18 protein-coding genes are annotated in these 19,435 nt (G+C 54.8%); 9 read left to right on the plus strand and 9 right to left on the minus strand.

What is annotated here, in order from left to right; all coding sequences use genetic code 11:
- Window positions 1-5: 5 nt before the first annotated feature.
- From clpS to IT893_RS06335, 5 genes are all read left to right on the plus strand, one after another.
- Window positions 6-332 (plus strand): ATP-dependent Clp protease adapter ClpS, encoded by a 327-nt coding sequence (clpS, locus tag IT893_RS06315; RefSeq protein WP_008890601.1) that lies wholly within the window; start codon window positions 6-8, stop codon window positions 330-332.
- A gap of 3 nt (window positions 333-335) precedes the next feature.
- Entirely contained in the window at window positions 336-2,654 is a 2,319-nt protein-coding gene (clpA, locus tag IT893_RS06320) for an ATP-dependent Clp protease ATP-binding subunit ClpA (RefSeq protein ID WP_197147222.1), read from the plus strand.
- 107 nt (window positions 2,655-2,761) lie between these two features.
- Window positions 2,762-3,304 (plus strand): hypothetical protein, encoded by a 543-nt coding sequence (locus IT893_RS06325; RefSeq protein WP_008890603.1) that lies wholly within the window; start codon window positions 2,762-2,764, stop codon window positions 3,302-3,304.
- 550 nt (window positions 3,305-3,854) lie between these two features.
- The gene (locus tag IT893_RS06330) at window positions 3,855-4,472 is read left to right on the plus strand and encodes a hypothetical protein (RefSeq protein WP_064781557.1); all 618 of its coding nucleotides are present in this window, start codon (window positions 3,855-3,857) and stop codon (window positions 4,470-4,472) included.
- A gap of 11 nt (window positions 4,473-4,483) precedes the next feature.
- Window positions 4,484-6,166: a methyl-accepting chemotaxis protein gene (locus IT893_RS06335; protein WP_197147223.1), complete on the plus strand. Its 1,683-nt coding sequence runs from the start codon at window positions 4,484-4,486 to the stop codon at window positions 6,164-6,166.
- 73 nt (window positions 6,167-6,239) lie between these two features.
- On the opposite strand, the gene IT893_RS06340 is transcribed toward IT893_RS06335, so the two are convergent.
- Window positions 6,240-7,400 carry a GNAT family N-acetyltransferase gene (locus IT893_RS06340; protein ID WP_252724095.1) on the minus strand — a complete coding sequence of 387 codons (1,161 nt, stop codon included), beginning with the start codon at window positions 7,398-7,400 and terminating at the stop codon, window positions 6,240-6,242.
- Between the two features lie 241 nt (window positions 7,401-7,641).
- Here IT893_RS06340 and serA point away from each other — a divergent pair, with 241 nt between their 5' ends.
- Window positions 7,642-8,883: a phosphoglycerate dehydrogenase gene (serA, locus tag IT893_RS06345; RefSeq protein WP_063088315.1), complete on the plus strand. Its 1,242-nt coding sequence runs from the start codon at window positions 7,642-7,644 to the stop codon at window positions 8,881-8,883.
- An 81-nt stretch (window positions 8,884-8,964) separates the two neighbouring features.
- Here serA and IT893_RS06350 read toward each other — a convergent pair whose 3' ends face one another.
- From IT893_RS06350 to IT893_RS06370, 5 genes are all read right to left on the minus strand, one after another.
- Window positions 8,965-9,447 carry a GNAT family N-acetyltransferase gene (locus tag IT893_RS06350; protein WP_197147225.1) on the minus strand — a complete coding sequence of 161 codons (483 nt, stop codon included), beginning with the start codon at window positions 9,445-9,447 and terminating at the stop codon, window positions 8,965-8,967.
- Between the two features lie 43 nt (window positions 9,448-9,490).
- On the minus strand, window positions 9,491-10,156 hold the full coding sequence (gene aat, locus IT893_RS06355; protein WP_008890610.1) for a leucyl/phenylalanyl-tRNA--protein transferase: 666 nt from the start codon (window positions 10,154-10,156) through the stop codon (window positions 9,491-9,493).
- A 202-nt stretch (window positions 10,157-10,358) separates the two neighbouring features.
- Entirely contained in the window at window positions 10,359-11,708 is a 1,350-nt protein-coding gene (gene accC, locus IT893_RS06360) for an acetyl-CoA carboxylase biotin carboxylase subunit (protein ID WP_197147226.1), read from the minus strand.
- Between the two features lie 17 nt (window positions 11,709-11,725).
- Window positions 11,726-12,172, minus strand: coding sequence for an acetyl-CoA carboxylase biotin carboxyl carrier protein subunit (locus IT893_RS06365; RefSeq protein ID WP_197147227.1), 447 nt, complete (start codon window positions 12,170-12,172; stop codon window positions 11,726-11,728).
- 10 nt (window positions 12,173-12,182) lie between these two features.
- Window positions 12,183-12,470, minus strand: a complete 288-nt coding sequence (locus tag IT893_RS06370) for a type II 3-dehydroquinate dehydratase (protein ID WP_197147228.1) — start codon at window positions 12,468-12,470, stop codon at window positions 12,183-12,185.
- Window positions 12,471-12,790: 320 nt separating this feature from the next.
- Here IT893_RS06370 and thiS point away from each other — a divergent pair, with 320 nt between their 5' ends.
- The gene (thiS, locus tag IT893_RS06375) at window positions 12,791-13,786 is read left to right on the plus strand and encodes a sulfur carrier protein ThiS (RefSeq protein ID WP_064781543.1); all 996 of its coding nucleotides are present in this window, start codon (window positions 12,791-12,793) and stop codon (window positions 13,784-13,786) included.
- A 131-nt stretch (window positions 13,787-13,917) separates the two neighbouring features.
- On the opposite strand, the gene IT893_RS06380 is transcribed toward thiS, so the two are convergent.
- From IT893_RS06380 to IT893_RS06390, 3 genes are all read right to left on the minus strand, one after another.
- Window positions 13,918-14,679 carry a DsbA family protein gene (locus tag IT893_RS06380; protein WP_197147229.1) on the minus strand — a complete coding sequence of 254 codons (762 nt, stop codon included), beginning with the start codon at window positions 14,677-14,679 and terminating at the stop codon, window positions 13,918-13,920.
- 86 nt (window positions 14,680-14,765) lie between these two features.
- Entirely contained in the window at window positions 14,766-15,452 is a 687-nt protein-coding gene (locus tag IT893_RS06385) for a hypothetical protein (protein WP_252724096.1), read from the minus strand.
- Window positions 15,449-16,858: a M48 family metalloprotease gene (locus IT893_RS06390; RefSeq protein ID WP_348638993.1), complete on the minus strand. Its 1,410-nt coding sequence runs from the start codon at window positions 16,856-16,858 to the stop codon at window positions 15,449-15,451. The genes IT893_RS06385 and IT893_RS06390 overlap by 4 nt, the downstream gene beginning before the upstream one ends.
- On the opposite strand from IT893_RS06390, the gene IT893_RS06395 reads away from it, so the two are divergent.
- On the plus strand, window positions 16,791-18,179 hold the full coding sequence (locus tag IT893_RS06395) for a gamma-glutamyltransferase (protein WP_063088307.1): 1,389 nt from the start codon (window positions 16,791-16,793) through the stop codon (window positions 18,177-18,179). The genes IT893_RS06390 and IT893_RS06395 overlap by 68 nt on opposite strands.
- A gap of 70 nt (window positions 18,180-18,249) precedes the next feature.
- Complete coding sequence (locus tag IT893_RS06400) at window positions 18,250-19,401, plus strand: pyridoxal phosphate-dependent aminotransferase (RefSeq protein ID WP_063088306.1); 1,152 nt, start codon at window positions 18,250-18,252, stop codon at window positions 19,399-19,401.
- Window positions 19,402-19,435: the final 34 nt, after the last annotated feature.

Genomic DNA, 19,435 nt, shown 5'->3' on the forward strand with positions numbered 1-19,435 from the left:
AGACGATGACTGAACAGGATAATGACGGCACTGATCTGCCGAACACGGGGATCGTAACAAAGACACGGCCCAAGACCAAAAAGCCGTCCATGTACAAGGTGCTGTTGCTGAATGACGACTATACTCCGATGGAGTTCGTCGTTCACGTACTGGAACGGTTTTTTGAAAAAGGACGTGAAGAAGCCACCGAGATAATGCTTCAGGTGCACCGCAAGGGTGTCGGAGTGTGCGGTGTATTCACCTACGAAATCGCAGAGACCAAAGTAAACCAGGTCATGGACCTGGCCCGCCAGAACCAGCATCCGCTGCAGTGTACCTTAGAGAAGGAGTGACATATGCTATCGCGCAATCTTGAGGAAAGCCTGCACCGTGCGCTCGCATATGCGTCGGAGCGCAGGCATGAATATGCCACTCTTGAACATCTTCTGTTATCGCTGACCGAAGATCAGGATGCGCTGGCAGTGCTGAAGGCCTGCCGGGTTGATATTGATCGGCTGCGCTCCGATCTGCTGGAATTCGCCGATAGCGAGCTTTCCGGCCTGATCAGTGCGCGTCTGGTGGACCCCAAACCGACCGCCGGTTTCCAGCGCGTGATCCAACGCGCTGCGATCCACGTCCAGTCTTCTGGCCGCGAGGAAGTGACCGGTGCCAACGTGCTTGTTGCCCTGTTCTCTGAACGGGAATCGCACGCGGTTTACTATCTGCAACTCCAGGATATGACGCGTCTTGACGCGGTAAACTACATTTCACACGGTATCGCCAAGGCGACCGAACTCAATGAACGTCGCATTCCGCGCGGTGCCGATGAAGAGCCGGTTGCAGGCATGTCGCCAGAGAGCGACGAAAGCGGCCCGGCCGAGGGCGAGGCGCTTAAAGCCTATTGTGTGAACCTTAATGTCAAGGCGCAGAGCGGCAAGATCGATCCGCTGATTGGTCGCCAGAACGAGATTGACCGCACCATTCAGGTTCTGTGCCGTCGTACCAAAAACAACCCGCTTTATGTCGGTGATCCCGGCGTTGGTAAAACCGCCATCGCCGAAGGGCTGGCGCGCCGTATCAATGATGGCGATGTGCCAGAGGTTCTTGAAAACGCAACGATCTTTGCCCTTGATATGGGCGCGCTTCTGGCCGGAACCCGTTATCGCGGGGACTTCGAAGAACGCCTGAAGGCGGTGGTCAAGGAACTTGAAGAGTACGAAGGTGCTGTTCTGTTCATTGATGAAATCCACACCGTGATCGGTGCTGGTGCGACGTCTGGCGGGGCAATGGATGCCTCCAACCTGCTGAAGCCGGCACTGGCAAGCGGGTCGCTGCGTTGCATCGGCTCAACCACCTACAAGGAATTCCGGGGTCACTTTGAAAAGGACCGCGCCCTTGTGCGTCGTTTCCAGAAAATCGATGTCGAGGAACCGTCAGAAGCCGATACCGTCAAGATCCTCAAGGGTCTCAAGCCCTATTACGAGGAGCACCATCAGGTCAAATACACCAACGAAGCCCTGCGTTCGGCGGTTGAATTGGCATCGCGTTACATCAGTGACCGCAAGCGGCCAGATAGTGCAATTGACGTGATTGATGAGGTTGGCGCATCGCGCATGCTGGTCGCGCCAAGCAAACGCAAACGCACGGTGAGCAAACGTGATGTCGAGGAAATCGTCGCCAAGATCGCCCGCATCCCACCAAAATCGGTTTCGACCGATGACCGCAAGGCGCTGGCAAATCTTGAGCGTGATCTGAAAACGGTTGTGTTTGGTCAGGACAAGGCAATTGAAGCAGTTGCCAGTGCGATCAAGCTGGCCCGTGCAGGTCTGCGTGAACCGGAAAAACCGATTGGCAGTTATCTGTTCTCGGGCCCGACCGGCGTTGGTAAGACCGAGGTCACCAAGCAGTTGGCAACGGTCATGGGGATTGAGTTCATCCGCTTTGACATGTCCGAGTACATGGAGCGCCACAGCGTGTCACGCCTGATTGGTGCGCCTCCCGGCTATGTCGGGTTTGACCAGGGTGGTCTTTTGACCGATGCCGTTGATCAGCATCCGCATGCGGTTGTGCTGCTTGACGAGATCGAGAAGGCCCATCCGGACCTGTTCAATATTCTTCTGCAGGTCATGGATCACGGCAAGCTGACCGATAACAACGGCAAAACGGTCGATTTCCGTAATGTCGTGCTGGTCATGACGACCAATGCCGGTGCATCTGACATGGCCAAGCCGCCGATCGGCTTCAAACGTGAAATGCGTGTTGGCGAAGATGAAGAGGCGATCAAGCGCACCTTCTCGCCGGAATTCCGTAACCGTCTGGATGCGATTATTCCGTTCGCCAACCTGCAGCCAGAAGTCGTCAAGATGGTTGTTGACAAGTTCATCCTGCAGCTTGAAGCACAGCTGGCGGACCGCAATGTTTCGATCGAGCTGACCGAAGCAGCGCGGGCCTGGATGGCCGAGCGCGGCTACGATGCGGCATTCGGGGCGCGTCCGTTGGGTCGTGTCATTCAGGAACACGTCAAAAAACCGCTCGCCGAAGAGTTGCTGTTTGGCAAGCTTTCGAAGGGTGGGGCTGTGCTGGTCGATATCGAAGACGATGCTGTCACCTTCCGTTATCCGGAAGATGAGAATGGCGAGAAACAACAGAAAAAAGATCCGGAAATGGCCGGTTAAAATGGACCTTTTTCGGTTTTCAGGTTGTTGTTAATGATTGGCAGTATAGATTGGTGCCCGGGGATATCGTTCCCCGGGCATAATCATATAAAGAACGCCAGAATATCATGAGCCAGGCTGCACAACGAAAATTTCGGAACGAAGTCGAGGAGTTCCTATCCAGACTTGAGCTGCGTGCGCGAAAGTTGATCGCGCTGGCCAATACGCTTGAAAAGAACGCCGACAAGTCCGACGTCACCGGTTATCGACCGTTTCGTGAGGAAGTCGACAACTTCAAGGCGTTGTCTCTGGTGATTATGGAGCGGATGAACAAGCTCGAATCCCATCCTAAAAAAGAAGAACTGGAAAAACAGTTTCACAAGCTTCAGGTCGTCATGCTCAGGATTGTCATCAAGACGAGCCTGAAATTCTTCTTTGTCATGAGTGCAAAGGAAAACCTGCCGCTTGGTGCGCGCGAAATGTTCCAAAGTGAACTCAGGACCCTTTATGAGGCAGAGCGGATGATCTCCGATCCGCGCTATATCAGTCAGCTCGACGACTCTGCAAAGGACGATCTTGAGATCGCGAAATCCATTCTCGAGGAAATCATCGAGAAGGCGCCAGCGCTTCTGAACTTCAATAGTCGGACGAAGAAGAAACGCGCTAAGTAGGTGTATAAGCTTACTGAAAATTAAGCGGTTCTAATTCTCTCCAGCATATTTTTGCAAAATGCAAACTTATTAATTCGCATTTTGCAATCTTTGCATTTTGAAATGCAAAGATTATCAGGTAACGTATTTCAGTCATGTGGGATGGCGACCGGAATTTCCCGAAAAACCACGGTTTTTTGAGGGGTTTATAAAGTTGGCACGCATCCTGCTTATGACAGCATGGACAGTTGTTCTTTGCAGGGGCGCGTCTCGCGCCTGGAACAACGTAATCTTCTGCAGTTTGCTCGTGTCCCAACCAAACTCAGCGGCGGTTTTTACCGCCGCTTTTTTCTTGCCTGATTTCAGTCGCCCATTTTCCCGCATATCCCAAGGTCGCAGTGTTGTTTCTTTGCGCGCAATCCACATATAGCTTATGTGGAAGCTCCTCTCGTGCGGTTCCACATCGCTATAGATTCTAAAAAAGGTTGTATTTGTTTTTTACCTTTTGTATAAGAATCTATACTAATAGATAGTCTTGATCTGCCATTGGCATAGACTGGGGAGTAAGCGAATGAAATTCAAAAGTGGTGTGGCTTTGGCCGGTATGCTCGCAGCGACAGTTTTTGTTCTGCCACATGCTGCTTTTGCCAAGGCAGAGTTGCCGGGGGACCCCAATGCACTGATCACGGATGAAGTGATTAGAAACATTCGGGAATGGTTGGCAAATCCGGTTGTTGAGCTGTCCATTAGTTCGCAGAACAAGCTGCGCAAGGACATGACACAAGAACAGATTGATGCGGCAGACCTTCAGTGGCGCGCTGAACGCGAAGCAGAAGATCAGCCGTTGGTTGCAGCAATTCTGACCAATCCGCTGTCGAGCTACCTGACACAAGTCCAGGCACGCTCCGGTGGTATGTTTGCCGAGATATTTGTGATGGACGCCGTTGGCCTGAATGTAGGGCAAAGCTCCATCACGTCCGACTTCTGGCAGGGGGATGAAGCGAAGTTTCAGAATACCTATCCGAATGGTCCCGACGCTGTGTTTATCGACGAGGCCGAATATAACGAGGGTTCTGACGCCTGGCTTGCCCAGCTCAACATGACCATGAGCAACGCAGATCGTCAGCCGATCGGGGCCGTGACCGTTGAGGTCAATCTCAATGAACTCGCGCGTCGCAGCGGTCTGTAGGGAGAAATACAATGAAATTCTTTGAGAACCTCTCTATCCCGGCAAAGCTGATGAGCTGCTTTGCTATTATGATCGCGGTAATCTTGATGGTGGCTGGCGCAGGCGTTTTTTCGACCATGCAGGTCAGCAACGCCAACGATCAGCGCGATTATCTCTCGAAATTTGAACGCGACTATCGCGACCTTGATCGCGCCTATCTTGTCGCACGTCAGGAACTTATCTACTTCCTGACGACCGGCGACCGCGCTGGCTTGGCTGGGTATGAAACAGCGCGCGAAGAAATCGACATTCGTACGGATGTGCTCAAGACATATGCTTCAGTCAGCCCAGAGATCGCTGCCCTGATTGAAGAAATGGACGGCGCTATCGACCGTTGGGAAGAAATTGCAGCGCAACAAGCACAACTGATGCGCCACTATCTGACGGTTAACCATGCTCGTGCGATTGAAGCATCGGGTGAGCCGCGTGAACTATCAGACCAGGTCACTACGGTTGCAAGCGAGCTTGCCAAGAATATCGATCAAATGATTCTTGATGTTGAGGCAGAAGTCGCCCAAGCCATGCAGATCTTCCAAGTCACGCTTGGTGTTGGCGTCGTTCTACTTATCATCATGGCCGTGCTGTTTGGTGGTACCTTGTCGCGGATGATTGCGACCCCGATTCGTAAGATGACCGACGCTATGGGTAAACTGGCTGCTGGTAATCTTGACATCGAAACGCTTGACATGAAACGTGCCGATGAAGTGGGCGCCATGGCCAAATCGCTTGAAGTCTTCCGGGAAAACGCACGTGAACGTGCCCGCATGGCCGAACAGGAAAAAGTCGAGGCCCAGCGTCAGGTTGAACGTAGCCAGCGCATGGGAACTCTTACCAAGGGCTTTGACGAAAAAATCCAGGATGTTCTGCATGCGGTGAACGCCGCCCTTGATGATGTCCGTTCCGCATCCGAGACGCTGACGTCACACGCCCAACGCGCCAACCAGGATGCGCAGGACGTGGCCGAACAGGCGCAAGAATCCTCGACCAATATCGAAACCGTGGCATCTGCAACCGCTCAGTTGTCGGCCTCTATCTCCGAGATTTCCTCGCAGATTGCCCGCGTGACCGAAATCACGCAGGAAGCGGTCGGTCAGACAGAACGCACCAACGAGCGTGTTGAAAAACTCAATGAAGCGGCACAAAGCGTTGGCGAGGTGGTCAATCTGATCAGTGATATTGCCGATCAGACCAACCTGTTGGCCTTGAACGCAACCATCGAGTCCGCTCGTGCGGGTGAAGCCGGCAAAGGCTTTGCCGTGGTTGCCGGTGAAGTCAAAAACCTTGCATCCCAGACGGTCAAGGCAACCGAACAGATCACGGCCAAGATTGCCGAGATGCAAAGCGAAACCGGTGCTGCTGCCGAGGCTGTGCGTGGCTTTGCCGACACCATCAACAAGATTGATGAACTGATGTCGGTTGTCGCCAGTGCGGTGGAAGAGCAGGGCGCTGCAACCGAGGAAATCTCGCGCAGTGTCGAAGGTGCTGCGAACGGTAACGTTGCCATCACCAATGCTGTTAAAAGCGTTGCCAGTGCAACCACCGAAAGTGGTGACCTTTCCAGTGGCCAGCTTGACAGTGTCGGGCGATTGGCGGCCGCCAATGACGAACTTCGCAGTCACGTTAACGGCTTCCTCAATGACGTCCGTACTGTCTGACGCCTAAGACATATCAATGCCAAAAGGCGCGGGAATTTCCCGCGCCTTTTTTGTTTGGGGTATCCGGGCTGGGTTACGACCCTGATGGTTCTTTGCGATAGGGGCTGTGTTCGGAAAGGATGTAATCGCGGTCCTGACTGATGTGATTGCGTTCCTGGGTCAAAAATTGCGCGACCGCGCGTTTCAGTCCCGGATCAGCAATCAGATGGGCGGAATGGGTTATTACCGGTTCATAGCCGCGCTGGATTTTATGTTCGCCCTGTGCGCCCGCCTCGACGGTTTTAAGGCCATGCTCAATCGCGATATCAATCGCCTGATAGTAACAGGTTTCGAAATGCAGAAGCGGCGTACGGTCGATCGTACCCCAGTTGCGGCCATAAAGGGTTTCAGACCCGATCAAGTTAAGAGCACCGGCCACCATTTCTCCGTCATTGAACGCACATACAAGAACCGTGCGATCACGCATACGGTCATGCAGCAGATCGAAGAATTCCCGCGTCAGATAAGCCTGGCCCCATTTGCGGTCAGATGTGTCGCGATAGAAATGATAAAACCGGTCCCAATGGTCGGATTTCAAATCATCCCCACGCAGTGCCTTGAAACTGTAACCAGCTTCAAGAACTTGCTTGCGTTCCTTGCGCAGGTTTTTGCGTTTGCGCGAATTCAGTGCGCCCAGAAAATCATCGAAATTCTGATAGTCGCGATTGCGCCAGTGATACTGCATGCCCGTGCGCGCGAGAAAACCTGCCTGTTCCATCAACTGGCTTTCATCGCCGCTGCAAAACGTGACATGCAACGTCGCCATGCCAAGTTTTTCCGGCAGGATCGTCATGCCGCTGATTAAGGCGTTGCGCACGCTGTCGGGATCGGGATGATCCTTGGCGACAAGCAGCCGCGGGCCCGGCACCGGGGAAAATGGCACAGCCGATTGCAGTTTGGGGTAATAGCGTCCACCAGCACGTTCATAGGCCTCTGCCCATGACCAGTCGAAAACATATTCGCCGTAAGAATGGCCTTTTACATAAAGCGGCACAATCCCGATGACATCACCAGTCTCATCCTCTGCCACAAGGTGAAACGGCTGCCAGCCGGTTTCGGCGGTTGTTGATCCGCTGTCTTCCATGGCGGACAGGAAGGCAAAGCTGACAAACGGGTTGTCAAACCCGGCGCACTTGTCCCACTGGGCCTGCCCGATTTGATGAATATCGGTGACGGTTTTGATTTCGACAGCCAAATTTGAATTCCTGCAGATGGTCCCCATGGCGCCCGGTTTAACTCCCGAGGCCTTATTTTTATACGCATTAGCCGGTATATGCGTTCAGAAGATAGGCGCAATGCGCATTTACGCAAGGGAAAGCCTTTGACGGAAGCGCATCTAAGTCCTATTTCATTGTGCCACAGGCCATTTGGAATTGGTCTGAAAACGGCTCGGGGATTTTCCCGTGTCGCCCTCGCGAAGAAAAGGATGGTGCGCCGTGAACAGCAAACTTTCGTTGGAGAAGGACAAGATCAAGGTTGTCCTGCTCGAAGGTATCCATGAAAACGCTGTAAAGATGTTCAAAGAGGCCGGCTACTCAAATGTCGACCATTACCCTGCTGCGCTCGACGCGGACGAACTTAAGTCCGTTGTCTCCGAAGCGCACTTTTTGGGCATTCGTTCCCGTACCAAACTGACCGAAGACGTTATCGAAGCTGCGTCCAAGCTGACCTCGATCGGCTGTTTCTGCATCGGCACAAACCAGGTTGACCTGCAGGCTGCCGCGATGCGCGGTATCCCGGTGTTTAACGCACCGTATTCCAACACCCGTTCGGTTGCCGAACTGGTGCTGGGCCAGATCATCATGTTGCTGCGTGGTATTCCCAAACGTAACGCAGCCGCCCATGAAGGCGACTGGCTGAAAAATGCCCATGGCTCGTACGAGGCACGTGGCAAGACGCTTGGTATCATCGGCTATGGCCATATCGGTTCGCAGCTTTCGGTGCTGGCAGAATCGCTTGGCATGAATGTCATCTATTTTGATGTTATCAATAAGCTTGCCATGGGCAATGCCAATTCCTGTTCGTCGATGGATGAACTGCTTGCCAGATCGGATGTGGTATCGCTGCATGTTCCGGCCAACGAGCAGACCAAGAACATGATCACGGCGACTGAGCTCGCCAAGATGAAAAAGGGCGCACACCTGATCAATGCGGCACGTGGCAATGTCATCGTGATCGAAGATCTGGCCGCTGCCCTTGAAAGCGGTCATTTGGCCGGTGCGGCGATTGACGTGTTCCCGGTCGAGCCGGCAGGCAAGGACGAGCAGTTCGAGAGCCCGCTGCGCGGTATGAGCAACGTCATCCTGACCCCGCATATCGGTGGTTCGACCCAGGAGGCACAGGAAAATATCGGGATCGAGGTCGCTGACAAGCTGATCACCTATTCCGATAACGGCTCGACCCTGGGGGCTGTGAACTTCCCGGAAGTATCGCTTCCGGTCAAGGATCGCACCCATACCCGCTTCATGCACATTCACCGCAACGTTCCGGGCGTGCTGCTTAAGATCAACGATGTGTTTGCCCGTCGCGGCATCAACATCAGCGGCCAGTATCTGCGCTCAGAAGGCGGTGTCGGCTATGTGGTGGTTGAAGTCGACGAGGAAATCAAACCGGGCGAGGGCGTTCGCAAGGAACTCTCGGCAATCGAAGGCACCCTTCGCGTCCGCTTCCTGTTCTGATCTGAACAGATTTTAGAGAACAAAGAAGGGCGGGTGCCAGATGGTGCCCGCCCTTTTTCCGTTTTGTGGTATCTGTGTTGCTTAAAGCTTGCGATACATTACCAGTGCATCGGTTTCGCCCAATGTCGGGTGCATGAAGGCACCGGGCAGGCGCCCGACAATCTCAAACCCAAGCTTTGGCCAAAGATGTACTGCGGCGGCGTTACTGGCGATGACGAAATTGAACTGCATCGCGCGGTATCCAAGATCCTTGGCACGGACCAGCGAATCTTCACACATGCGCCGCGCAATGCCCCGGCCACTTGCCGCAGGGGATGTCATGTAGCCGCAATTACAAACATGCGATCCGCCGCCGCCCTGATTTTGGCGGATGTAATAGGTGCCAACGATCTTGCCGTCTTCCTCGGCAACCAGTGTGACCTTGTCCTTTCCCATCCAGTAGGCGATGAAGTCGTCGTCACTTAGATTGCTATCAATGGCGTAGGTATCCCCGGTCCGAAGGATGGGGGCGACAATTTCCAGAATGGCGGGAATGTCGTTGTCGGTGGCGGGGCGAATTTGCATGGGGTGCTCGTCTTGGCGTGAAGGTCAATCGGCTCGGCTGAACTCAGGAGGGCGCGTGTGGCTTACTATCGCCGCCTGTCAGCGTTTCTTCAAGGATTTCGGGATCGACTTCAAACGGAAGGTTGGCGCGCCCCGTCAATGCCTTTGCCAGTTCGTTGCGATAGCGTTCGCGCGGAATTTCCTCGACCCCGAACTGTTTGAGGTGATCATTGACGAACTGCGTATCAAGCAGGCTGTAGCCCCCCTGACGCATCAGCGCGACCAGATGGACGAGGGCGACTTTTGACGCATTGGTCGCGCGTGAAAACATGCTTTCACCAAAGAACGCCTTGCCCAGACTGACACCGTACAAGCCACCAACCAGCTCGCCGTCTTTCCATGCCTCGATCGAATGCGCGCAGCCCATCTTGTGAAGCGCACAATATGCATCAAGGATGTTGCTGTTAATCCAGGTGTCGTCGCGGGTATCGGTGGGCTCCGCACAGGCGCGGATGACCTCGGGAAAGGCCCGGTCGACATGGATCTTATAGGTGCCCTTGCGCACAGCCTTGCGCAGGCTGCGCGGGACATGAAACCCGTCAAGCGGCAAGACGCCGCGCCACTCCGGATCAATCCAGTACAGGGTTGGATCATCATGGCTTTCGGCCATTGGAAACAGGCCGACGGAATAGGCGCGGATCAAAAGATCAGGGGTCAGCTGGTTTGACATGATCGCAGTGATAATTGCTTTGGTCCTGTTTTTCTGGTGGTTGTTTACATATGAGTGACCCGGTCGCATGCGACAAGGTTGTTACCATTTCCAGTTTGAACCGGTCCCTTATAATAGGGAAGCGCGATTAAATTTTTGATTTAAATCTCAAACGAAAAACGGGAACCCGAAGGTTCCCGTTTGAAATCATCTTAGGCGCTGATCACAACGTTTTGTTAATGCCCATGAACTTTTCCAGCCAGTGGATGTCGTAATCCCCTTTCTGGATGTCCGGGTTGGCAAGAAGTGTTTGATGCAACGGAATGGTGGTTTTGATGCCGCCAATCGCGTATTCCGCCAGCGCACGACGCAGACGCATCATGCATTCCTCACGGTCGCGACCATGAACAATCAACTTTGCGATCATGCTGTCATAATAAGGCGGGATCGAATAACCGGTGTAAATACCGCTATCGACACGAACGCCCAGACCGCCAGGTGCATGATATTCCTTGATCTTGCCCGGTGACGGGACAAAGGTCTGCGGGTCTTCGGCGTTGATGCGGCATTCAATGGCGTGACCATGAATTTCAAGGTCTTCCTGCTTGAATGACAGCTCAAGTCCCGCTGCAACCCGGATCTGTTCGCGCACAAGGTCAACACCGGAAATCATTTCGGTGACCGGGTGTTCCACCTGAAGGCGGGTGTTCATTTCGATGAAATAGAACTCGCCATTTTCATAGAGGAACTCGATGGTGCCGGCATTGCGATACCCCATGCCGATCATGGCATTGGCAACCGTGGAACCGATCCGTTCGCGTTCTTCGGGCGTCAGGGTCGGAGACGGGGCTTCTTCAAGCACCTTCTGGTGGCGGCGCTGCAACGAGCAATCGCGTTCAAACAGGTGAACGGCGTTGCCGTGCGTATCCCCGATGACCTGCAATTCGATGTGGCGCGGTTTGCCAAGGTACTTTTCCATGTAAACGGCGGCATTGCCAAAGTTCTGCAATGCTTCCTTACGGGTCATGGAAAATGCTTCGGCAAGATCTTCTTCGCGCTCGACCACTTTCATACCACGACCACCGCCGCCGCCTGATGCCTTGATCAGGACCGGGAAGCCGATCTCTTTGGCGCATTTGCGGGCTTCATCAACGCTGGTGATTTCACCATCAGATCCCGGAACACACGGAATGCCAAGCTTTTCGGCCGTCTGCTTTGCCGTGATCTTGTCACCCATCATGCGGATATGTTCCGGCGTCGGGCCGATAAAGGCAAAGCCGTGCTCTTCGACCATGGAGGCGAAATCAGCGTTTTCCGACAGGAAGCCGTAGCCCGGATGGATGGCCTCGGCCCCGGTGATTTCAGCAGCCGAAAGAATGGCCGGAATATTCAGATAGCTGTCTTTGGATGCTGCCGGGCCGATGCAGACCGATTCGTCGGCCAGACGCACATGCATGGCGTCCGCATCAGCAGTGGAATGCACCGCGACAGTTTTGATGCCCATTTCGCGGCAGGCGCGCTGAATACGAAGCGCGATTTCGCCACGGTTGGCAATCAGGATTTTGTCGAACATGCGGTTGATACCCCGGCTTATTCAATAATGACTAGCGGCTCGTCATATTCGACCGGATGGCCGTCGGTCGCGATAATCTGGGTGATCTTGCCAGATTTTGGTGCGCGGATCGGGTTGAAGGTTTTCATCGCTTCGATCAGCATCAGGGTCTGGCCTTCGGCAATGCTTGCGCCGACCGAGATGAACGGAGCCGCACCGGGTTCCGGTGCAAAATAGACAACGCCGACCATCGGCGATTTGACCGCACCCGGATGGGAGGCGGCATCAGACGGCGCCGCAACAGCCGGCGCGGACGCAACCGGAGCAGCCGGCGCCACAGCCGGAGCAGCAGCAACCATGGTGCCCTGACGGGCGACGCGAATACGGTTGTCACCTGCGGCAACTTCAATTTCGGTCAGATTGGTGTCGTCCAGCAGCTCGGCGAGCTGGCGAATGGCGTCATTGTCGATGTTGAACTTGCTCATTTCGATATCTTTATGATGGTGTGTGGATCAATCCGCGCATGGCATCCAGGGCGTTCTTGGTGCTCCGGGAGCCAAAGCCGTAGATCATGCCGTTTGCAGCTTTCGAGACGTTAAAATCGTGTCTGAATGCATTCCGCTTTTGAATATTGGACAGATGAATCCCGAATTTCGCCATGAACAATGCGGCGAAAGCTTCAAGGATCGCAACCGATGTGTGCGTATATGCCTTAGCATTGCCAAGAATGCCAGAGTCTTCTTGTCGGTTTTGCTTAAAACCAGTCAACTCGTTCACTTCCATTCTTGTATCACAGCATCCATCGCGCATCAGTCCGCAGGGTGTCTCGACCGTTCAGGAATGCCCGAACCGCGAAGCAATCCGCTTCTGAATGCCCAACATTTGGAGTTGCGTTTATAACACGACCAAAGTCTGACGCAACTTTGCATTGGCCTTTGCAACGCGGCCTTGATGCTTACGGGGTGTATGATTGGTCAGCAAGGCGAGCTTGCCGGGCCATCAACACCAAAAAGCCATGCAAGACGGCTTGCTTCGGGCGAGCGTGCTGCGCATACTGCGCGGCAATTGTGAATAATTTGATACCACATGGATGAAACGGAAAGATGCGTCTTACGATCAACGGTGAAGACCGCACCATCGAAAATGCTGGAAACGTTGCCGAACTTCTTGGCGAGCTTGGAATCGCCCAGACCAAGGTCGCGGTCGAACGCAATCTGGAAATCGTTCCCAAAACGGCCTATGGCGAAACCCGGCTGGCCGATGGCGACAAACTTGAAATCGTGCATTTTATCGGCGGTGGGTCACATGAAGCAGGCCTGGCTGCGGCAGATGACGACGGTTTCGTTGTTGCAGGCAAGAAATTCTCGTCCCGCTTGCTGGTGGGCACCGGCAAGTACAAGGATTTTGAGGAAACCAAAATCGCGATCGAGGCATCCGGTGCCGAAATTGTTACGGTTGCCGTGCGCCGCGTAAACCTGACCGACCCGAACCAGCCGATGCTGGTCGATTATGTCGATCCGAAAAAATACACCTATCTGCCCAATACGGCCGGCTGCTTTACCGCCGATGATGCTGTACGCACCCTGCGCCTTGCACGCGAAGCAGGCGGCTGGAATCTGGTGAAACTCGAAGTGCTGGGCGATCAGGCCACACTGTATCCCAATATGCCCGAAACGCTTAAGGCGGCCGAAGCCCTGATCAAGGATGGCTTTGATGTCATGGTGTATTGCAGCGACGATCCTATTCAGGCCAAGATGCTCGAAGATATGGGCTGCTGCGCGATCATGCCGTTGGGCTCTCTGATCGGTTCTGGCATGGGCATTTTGAACCCGGTCAATATCGCGCTGATCAAGGAAAACGCCAATGTGCCGGTTCTGGTTGATGCGGGCGTTGGCAGTGCATCCGATGCCGCCGTTGCCATGGAACTGGGCTGTGACGGTGTCTTGATGAATACCGCAATCGCCGGGGCAAAGGACCCGATCCGGATGGCGCGCGCCATGAAACATGCCATCATTGCCGGGCGTGAGTCCTTCCTGGCTGGCCGCATGCCCAAAAAGAAATATGCCGATCCGTCCTCGCCACTGGCGGGGATTATCTAGGCGATATCCTTGCGATAAGCTGTAATGAGAAAGGCCGTTTCACTATCGAAACGGCCTTTTGCTTTTCATTGAGACGGCGAAACAACAAAACTGCACATGTGGGTGTTTTGCTTTTGGTCAGCTCGTCTTGATCAGGACGCGTCTTTCAGTCCGGCATCGACCAGCGCGTTCACACGCTCCATATCCGCACCCGAAACCAGCGTGCCATTGATCAGGAAGGCCGGGGTGCCGGAAATGCCAACGGCGCGCGCCATGCTTGAATACTGTGCCAGCATGCCGGTGATTTCGGGCGCCTTCATGTCTTCAAGCATCTGTTCAACGTCGATGCCAACACCTGCGGCCAGTTCATTGATACGTTCCTGATCAAGCAGGCCACGGTTGGTCATGAAGGCTTCGTGGGCTTCCATGTATTTGTCCTGCTTGTCGGCGGCGAGTGCGGCACGCGCGGCAAGGGTGCTTTCCTCGCTCAGGATCGGGAATTCGACAAAGATGGTGCGAACCTTGCCATCACTGTTTTCGGCAATTTCCTTCACGCCATCAAAGGCGCGCTTGCAGTAACCGCAGTGGTAATCAAAAAACTCGATCACGGTTACCGGCGCATCAACCGGCCCGACCGAAGGAACGGAACTGTCGGCAACCAGCGCATCCCAGACAGGGGTGATGGCCGCAGCCTGCTGGCGGGACTGCTCAGCGGCCTGCCAGGATTGGACATTCTGGATCGCGTGCAAAAGAACATCCGGGTTATCAAGCAGGTATTGTTCAATAACGCCTTCGATTTCGGTTTTCTGTTCAGCGCTCAGGCTATCCTGCGCGAAGGCAGCCGGCGCGCCAAACAGCATGCCGATACCAAGTGCTGTGCCAGCAAGAAAGCGTTTTGCGATATGGGAGTTCATTGGACGTCCTTTTGTCTCTGGCCAGTTGTAGTGCTGTGGTCCTGACCCTGATGAAATGTGATGGTTTTTGATACGTGATCTCGTTGCTAACGTGAAAGTAAAATATGCGTTAGATGTATCACACTATTCTGTGCGGCGTTGTGATCATCGCCCGAAACAATGCCGATCCATACAAGGCGCACCTCGTCGGCCTGGGCATCGGGCCAATATCGCCGATAAAGTGTCGCCAGATCAAAATATTCGCGGTGCCATTCACCGTACCGCACTTGATATTGGCCAACGGCGATGCGGACTTCCTGATCCATGGTTGGTTTGCCGGATCCAAGATCACTTTCCGTCCAGCTTCCCTGTGCCTGCCGTCGGAAACCAAGCACCAGTTCAACATCCCCGACTTGGGCGGCGCTGTTGAATTGCCAGTCAAAAGACAAAAACGGTGAGGCCAGCACGATTACATTTGTCCGCCGACCGATTTCAAATGCCCCCATCCCGGGGTGAGCGGCAAGCGCAATGCGTCCGTCCTTGTCCTCCCAGCCAAGCGGGGCCGGATTCACGTCAGACTTTTGATTGACCTGCCAATAGCGCGGCGGGTTGGATAATGAAAAAGGCGCATACAGAAGTTTCAGGTCACCACTGACATCCACACCAGCACCGGGCAGGCTGCAACTTGCCATGCCGAGCGATCCCAGCACGACCATTACAGACGCCAAAACCCTTCTGGACGTGAAGGCGCGCGGTGTCCGTGGCTTGGCACGCAGTGCGGGCGAAGACGTCAATTGGCGGCGTCCTTGCCCGGTACACCATCAGGATTGGTCGCCTGAAGAATGTCCTGCGCACGAACCCATGTGGCCGTGCCCTTTTCAAGCTTCCGGTCGGCCTGAACCGCATGATAGCTCGCCGCTTGCCGGTCACCGGTCAAAAGGCTGTATTCCGCCTGTGACAGGGATGCTTCGCCTTCATTACCCAGACGGTTTTCAACAATCGCACGGAACCGCCATGCCGATGCATTGCCGCGTTCGCGCGACAATACCCCGATCAGGTTTTCCTTGGCCGGGGCGAGATACGCCTCATCGCCGGTTTCGATCATCGCATGCGCCAGAAGAAGTCGGATCAGCGGCGCACCGTTTGAAAGTTCAGCCGATTTTTGCAGTGGTGGAATGGCATCGCGCGCACGCCCGAATTCCAGAAGAATCTGGCCTTTCAGTTCTTCGAAATATGGATTGGATGGTTCCTCGGCTATCAGGCCTTCGATAATCTCAAGCGCGGGCTCAAGCTGTGAGTCCCGGTAATAGGCGATCGAGCGGGCATAACGTGCGGCAATGCTCGTATCGCTTTCGGGATAGGTGCGCATCGTATTTTGAATATGGTTGGTAAAGGCAAACAGTTTGGCGCGCATGCGGGCGTGGCGCTCATACAGATCAGTGCTGACCTTGGCATCCTTGAGCGACGAGTTGGATACATAATTTTCAAGGAAATCGACACGTTCGACGGTCAGCGGGTGGCTGCGCAGATACGGGTCCTGGCTTGCCGTGCTCAGCAGTTCCTGACCTTCAAGGGTCTGCATGAACTCCAGCATCCCGCGCGATGAAATGCCTGCCTCTGTTAAATACTTCACACCGGCCTGATCTGCACTGCTTTCCTGGGTCCGCGAATAGGCAAGGAAGTTACGAGTGGCCACGTTCTGACCGCCCAGAATGGCGGCAGTACCGACATCAGATCGGCCGGCAGCCACACCGGCGGCAACACCGGCAATTGTGGAAAGAATCGAAATCGCAGACGCATTGCGCAACTGGTCATGAACGCGTGAAAGATGGCCACCGGAGATGTGGCCGGTCTCGTGGGCAACAACGCCGATAACCTGTTCGGGAGTCTCTGCTTTTAACAACAGCCCAGTATTGATAAAAAGCTTTTGGCCCCCGGCAACAAATGCGTTCAAGCTGTTGTCGGAAACGATATAAATGGACACGCCATTCGGATCGAGGCCCGCTGCCCTGAAAATGGGCGTGGCATACATCCGGAGGGTTTCCTCGATCTCTGTATCGCGGATAAAAGAACGACCCTGCGCGAAAACCGTGCTAGGCAGGGCAACAAGGAAAATGGCAGTGAGAGTAATAATGCGTCTGAGCAAAATGTGCGTTCCATATTTTCGTTCGACTGATGTCGGTTCCGTGCCGACGCGCAAGCCATCATGGCGGATCGCGGTCGCAATCGCAATGACTGCCGGTCTTGCCGCATGTAGTGCTAATGAAACAGAAAATCTTGGTCAAATAGGGGCAGTGTCCGGTTATTTCGGTGGTGTGGTCGCTGATGAGCCACGTGCCGTCCGGAATGCGCGGGATGTTTTGTCGGCCGGTGGGACGGCTGCGGACGCTGCTGTGGCGCTTTACGCCACAATGACCGTGACCAAGCCATCCGTTGCCGGAATTGGCGGTGGTGGGGTTTGTGTTGTGCATGATCGCGCGACGAAAAAGGTCGAAGTTCTTGATTTCTGGCCACGTCCGGGCACACGGACCGGTTCCGATCAGACGCCAACCACCATCCCGACTGTTCCGCGCGGCCTTTATGCGTTGAGCGCACGTTATGGCCGTTTGCAGTGGGGCTCGCTGATCAGTGCGGCCGAACAATATGCCCGCCTTGGCGTGCCGGTATCGCGTTCGCTGGTCAAGGATATCGAGGCAAACCGTGCCCGGATTGAGGCCAGCCCGGCATTGCGCGCGACCTTTATGCCAGATGGCAAGATGCTTGAAGTCGGTGACCGTATCCGTGCGGTTAATCTGGCAGCCCTTCTGACGTCACTGCGCGTCAAGGGACCGGGCGAGTTTTATAGCGGTGCGTTGGGGGCTGATATCGCCAATGCCGTCACCGCAGCGGGCGGTACATTGACAGCTGATGACATGCGCACCTATCGCCCGCAGTGGAAAACCGCGACCGAGGTCAAGGTTGGCAATGAAACGCTTTATCTGGCCTATCCGCCGCGATCCAATTCTGGTGCTTCGGTCATCACCGAGGGCGGTGAACTTGCCGATATCCTGAACCGTTATCTGGCGGATATCGCATCGGGTTCTGAAGCCGCACAGGCCAATGCCGGACGTAGTGGCTTTGTTGTTGTGGATCGTGCCGCCAATGCGGTTGCCTGTGTCACCACCATGAACAAGCCGTTTGGTGCGGGGCTTGGTGCGGATGCGTTTGGCCTTAATCTGGCTGCGGGGGATGCAAACATGATTTCAACCCCGCTGATGGGGCCGGCATTGATGGTGAACCCGTTTGTCTGGGAATACTATTACGGCATTGCTGGCACGGGCACGCCGGCCGGTGCGACCAAACAGATCGCCACCATGGCCGAAGACCTGATTGGTACTGGTGCTGCATCGGGTATTTCGATGAATTCCGACGGGGCGTCTTCGGTCAATGTCATCAAGTGCCTTGAAGGCACGCCACCTCATCCGGAAAGCTGCCAGTTCCTTGCCGACCCGGCAGGCGGCGGCATGGCCGGAACCCGATAATCATAGACCACCCAACAGGGCAGGGGACATCCTGCCCTGTTGCTCTTAAACACATGTCAGGACCCCACAAATGGCATTGAAGCAATCCCTTCGTGGTGCAATTTCGCCCTTTATCGTGATGGATGTGATGCGTGCGGCCAATGCGCGCGAAAAGGAAGGCAAGGCTGTCTTTCATCTTGAAGTCGGCCAACCCGGAACCCCGGCACCGCGCAAGGTGCGCGAAGCTGCTGCTAAGGCGCTTGAGTCTGATTTGATCGGCTATACCAACGCCATGGGCATTGATCCGCTGCGCGAAGCCATCGCCGGGCATTACAAAACCAAGTTTGGCGTTTCGGTCGATCCGGCGCGGGTTTGTGTTGCCAGTGGCTCTTCATCGATCTTTGTGCTGGCGTTTTTGGCGGCCTTCGACGCCGGTGATCGTGTTGCGATGGCAGCCCCCGGTTACCCGGCCTATCACAACATTCTAAGTGCGCTGGGTATTGATACGATCAACCTGCCCGCCGGGCCGGAAACCCATTATCAGCCGACGGTTCAGATGCTGCGTGATCTGGATGAACCGGTTGATGGCCTGATCGTTGCCAGCCCGTCCAATCCGGCTGGCAGCATGATTGATGTTGAAACCTATCGCGAACTGGCAACCTATTGCCGCGAAAACGGTATTCGCCTGATCAGTGACGAGATCTATCAGGGGATTTCGTTTGGCGATGTGGCCGAATGCACCGCGCTTGAATTCGGTGATGAAGCCATCATCATCAACAGTTTCTCGAAATACTTTTCCATGACCGGATGGCGTCTGGGTTGGGCGATTGTCCCGCCCGATCTGATGCGTGCGGTCGAATGTCTGCAACAGAACCTGTTCATCTCGGCCCCGGCGTTGTCACAGTTGGCGGCGGTGGCGGCCTTCGATTGCGAGGATGAGCTGCAAGCCAACATCTCGGCCTATGCGCGCAATCGTGAAATCCTGCTGGATGGATTGCCGAAGGCGGGCTTCACCAAATTTGCCCCGGCGGATGGTGCGTTTTACCTCTATGCCGATGTGCGCGACCTGACCAATGACAGCGAAGCGTTCTGCAAGCAGATGCTTGAAGAAACCGGCGTTGCCACGACACCGGGGACGGATTTCGACCGCATGCGCGGCAAGGGCTATGTGCGCTTCTCGTTCGCTCATAGCGAAGACACCATGGTCGGTGCGGTCAAGGCGCTTCAGAACTGGAAACGCTGATCGTTCATTAAATCACCACGAAAAAAGGGCTGCC

Source organism: Thalassospira sp. A40-3, from assembly GCF_015871485.1.
Taxonomy (GTDB): domain Bacteria; phylum Pseudomonadota; class Alphaproteobacteria; order Rhodospirillales; family Thalassospiraceae; genus Thalassospira; species Thalassospira tepidiphila.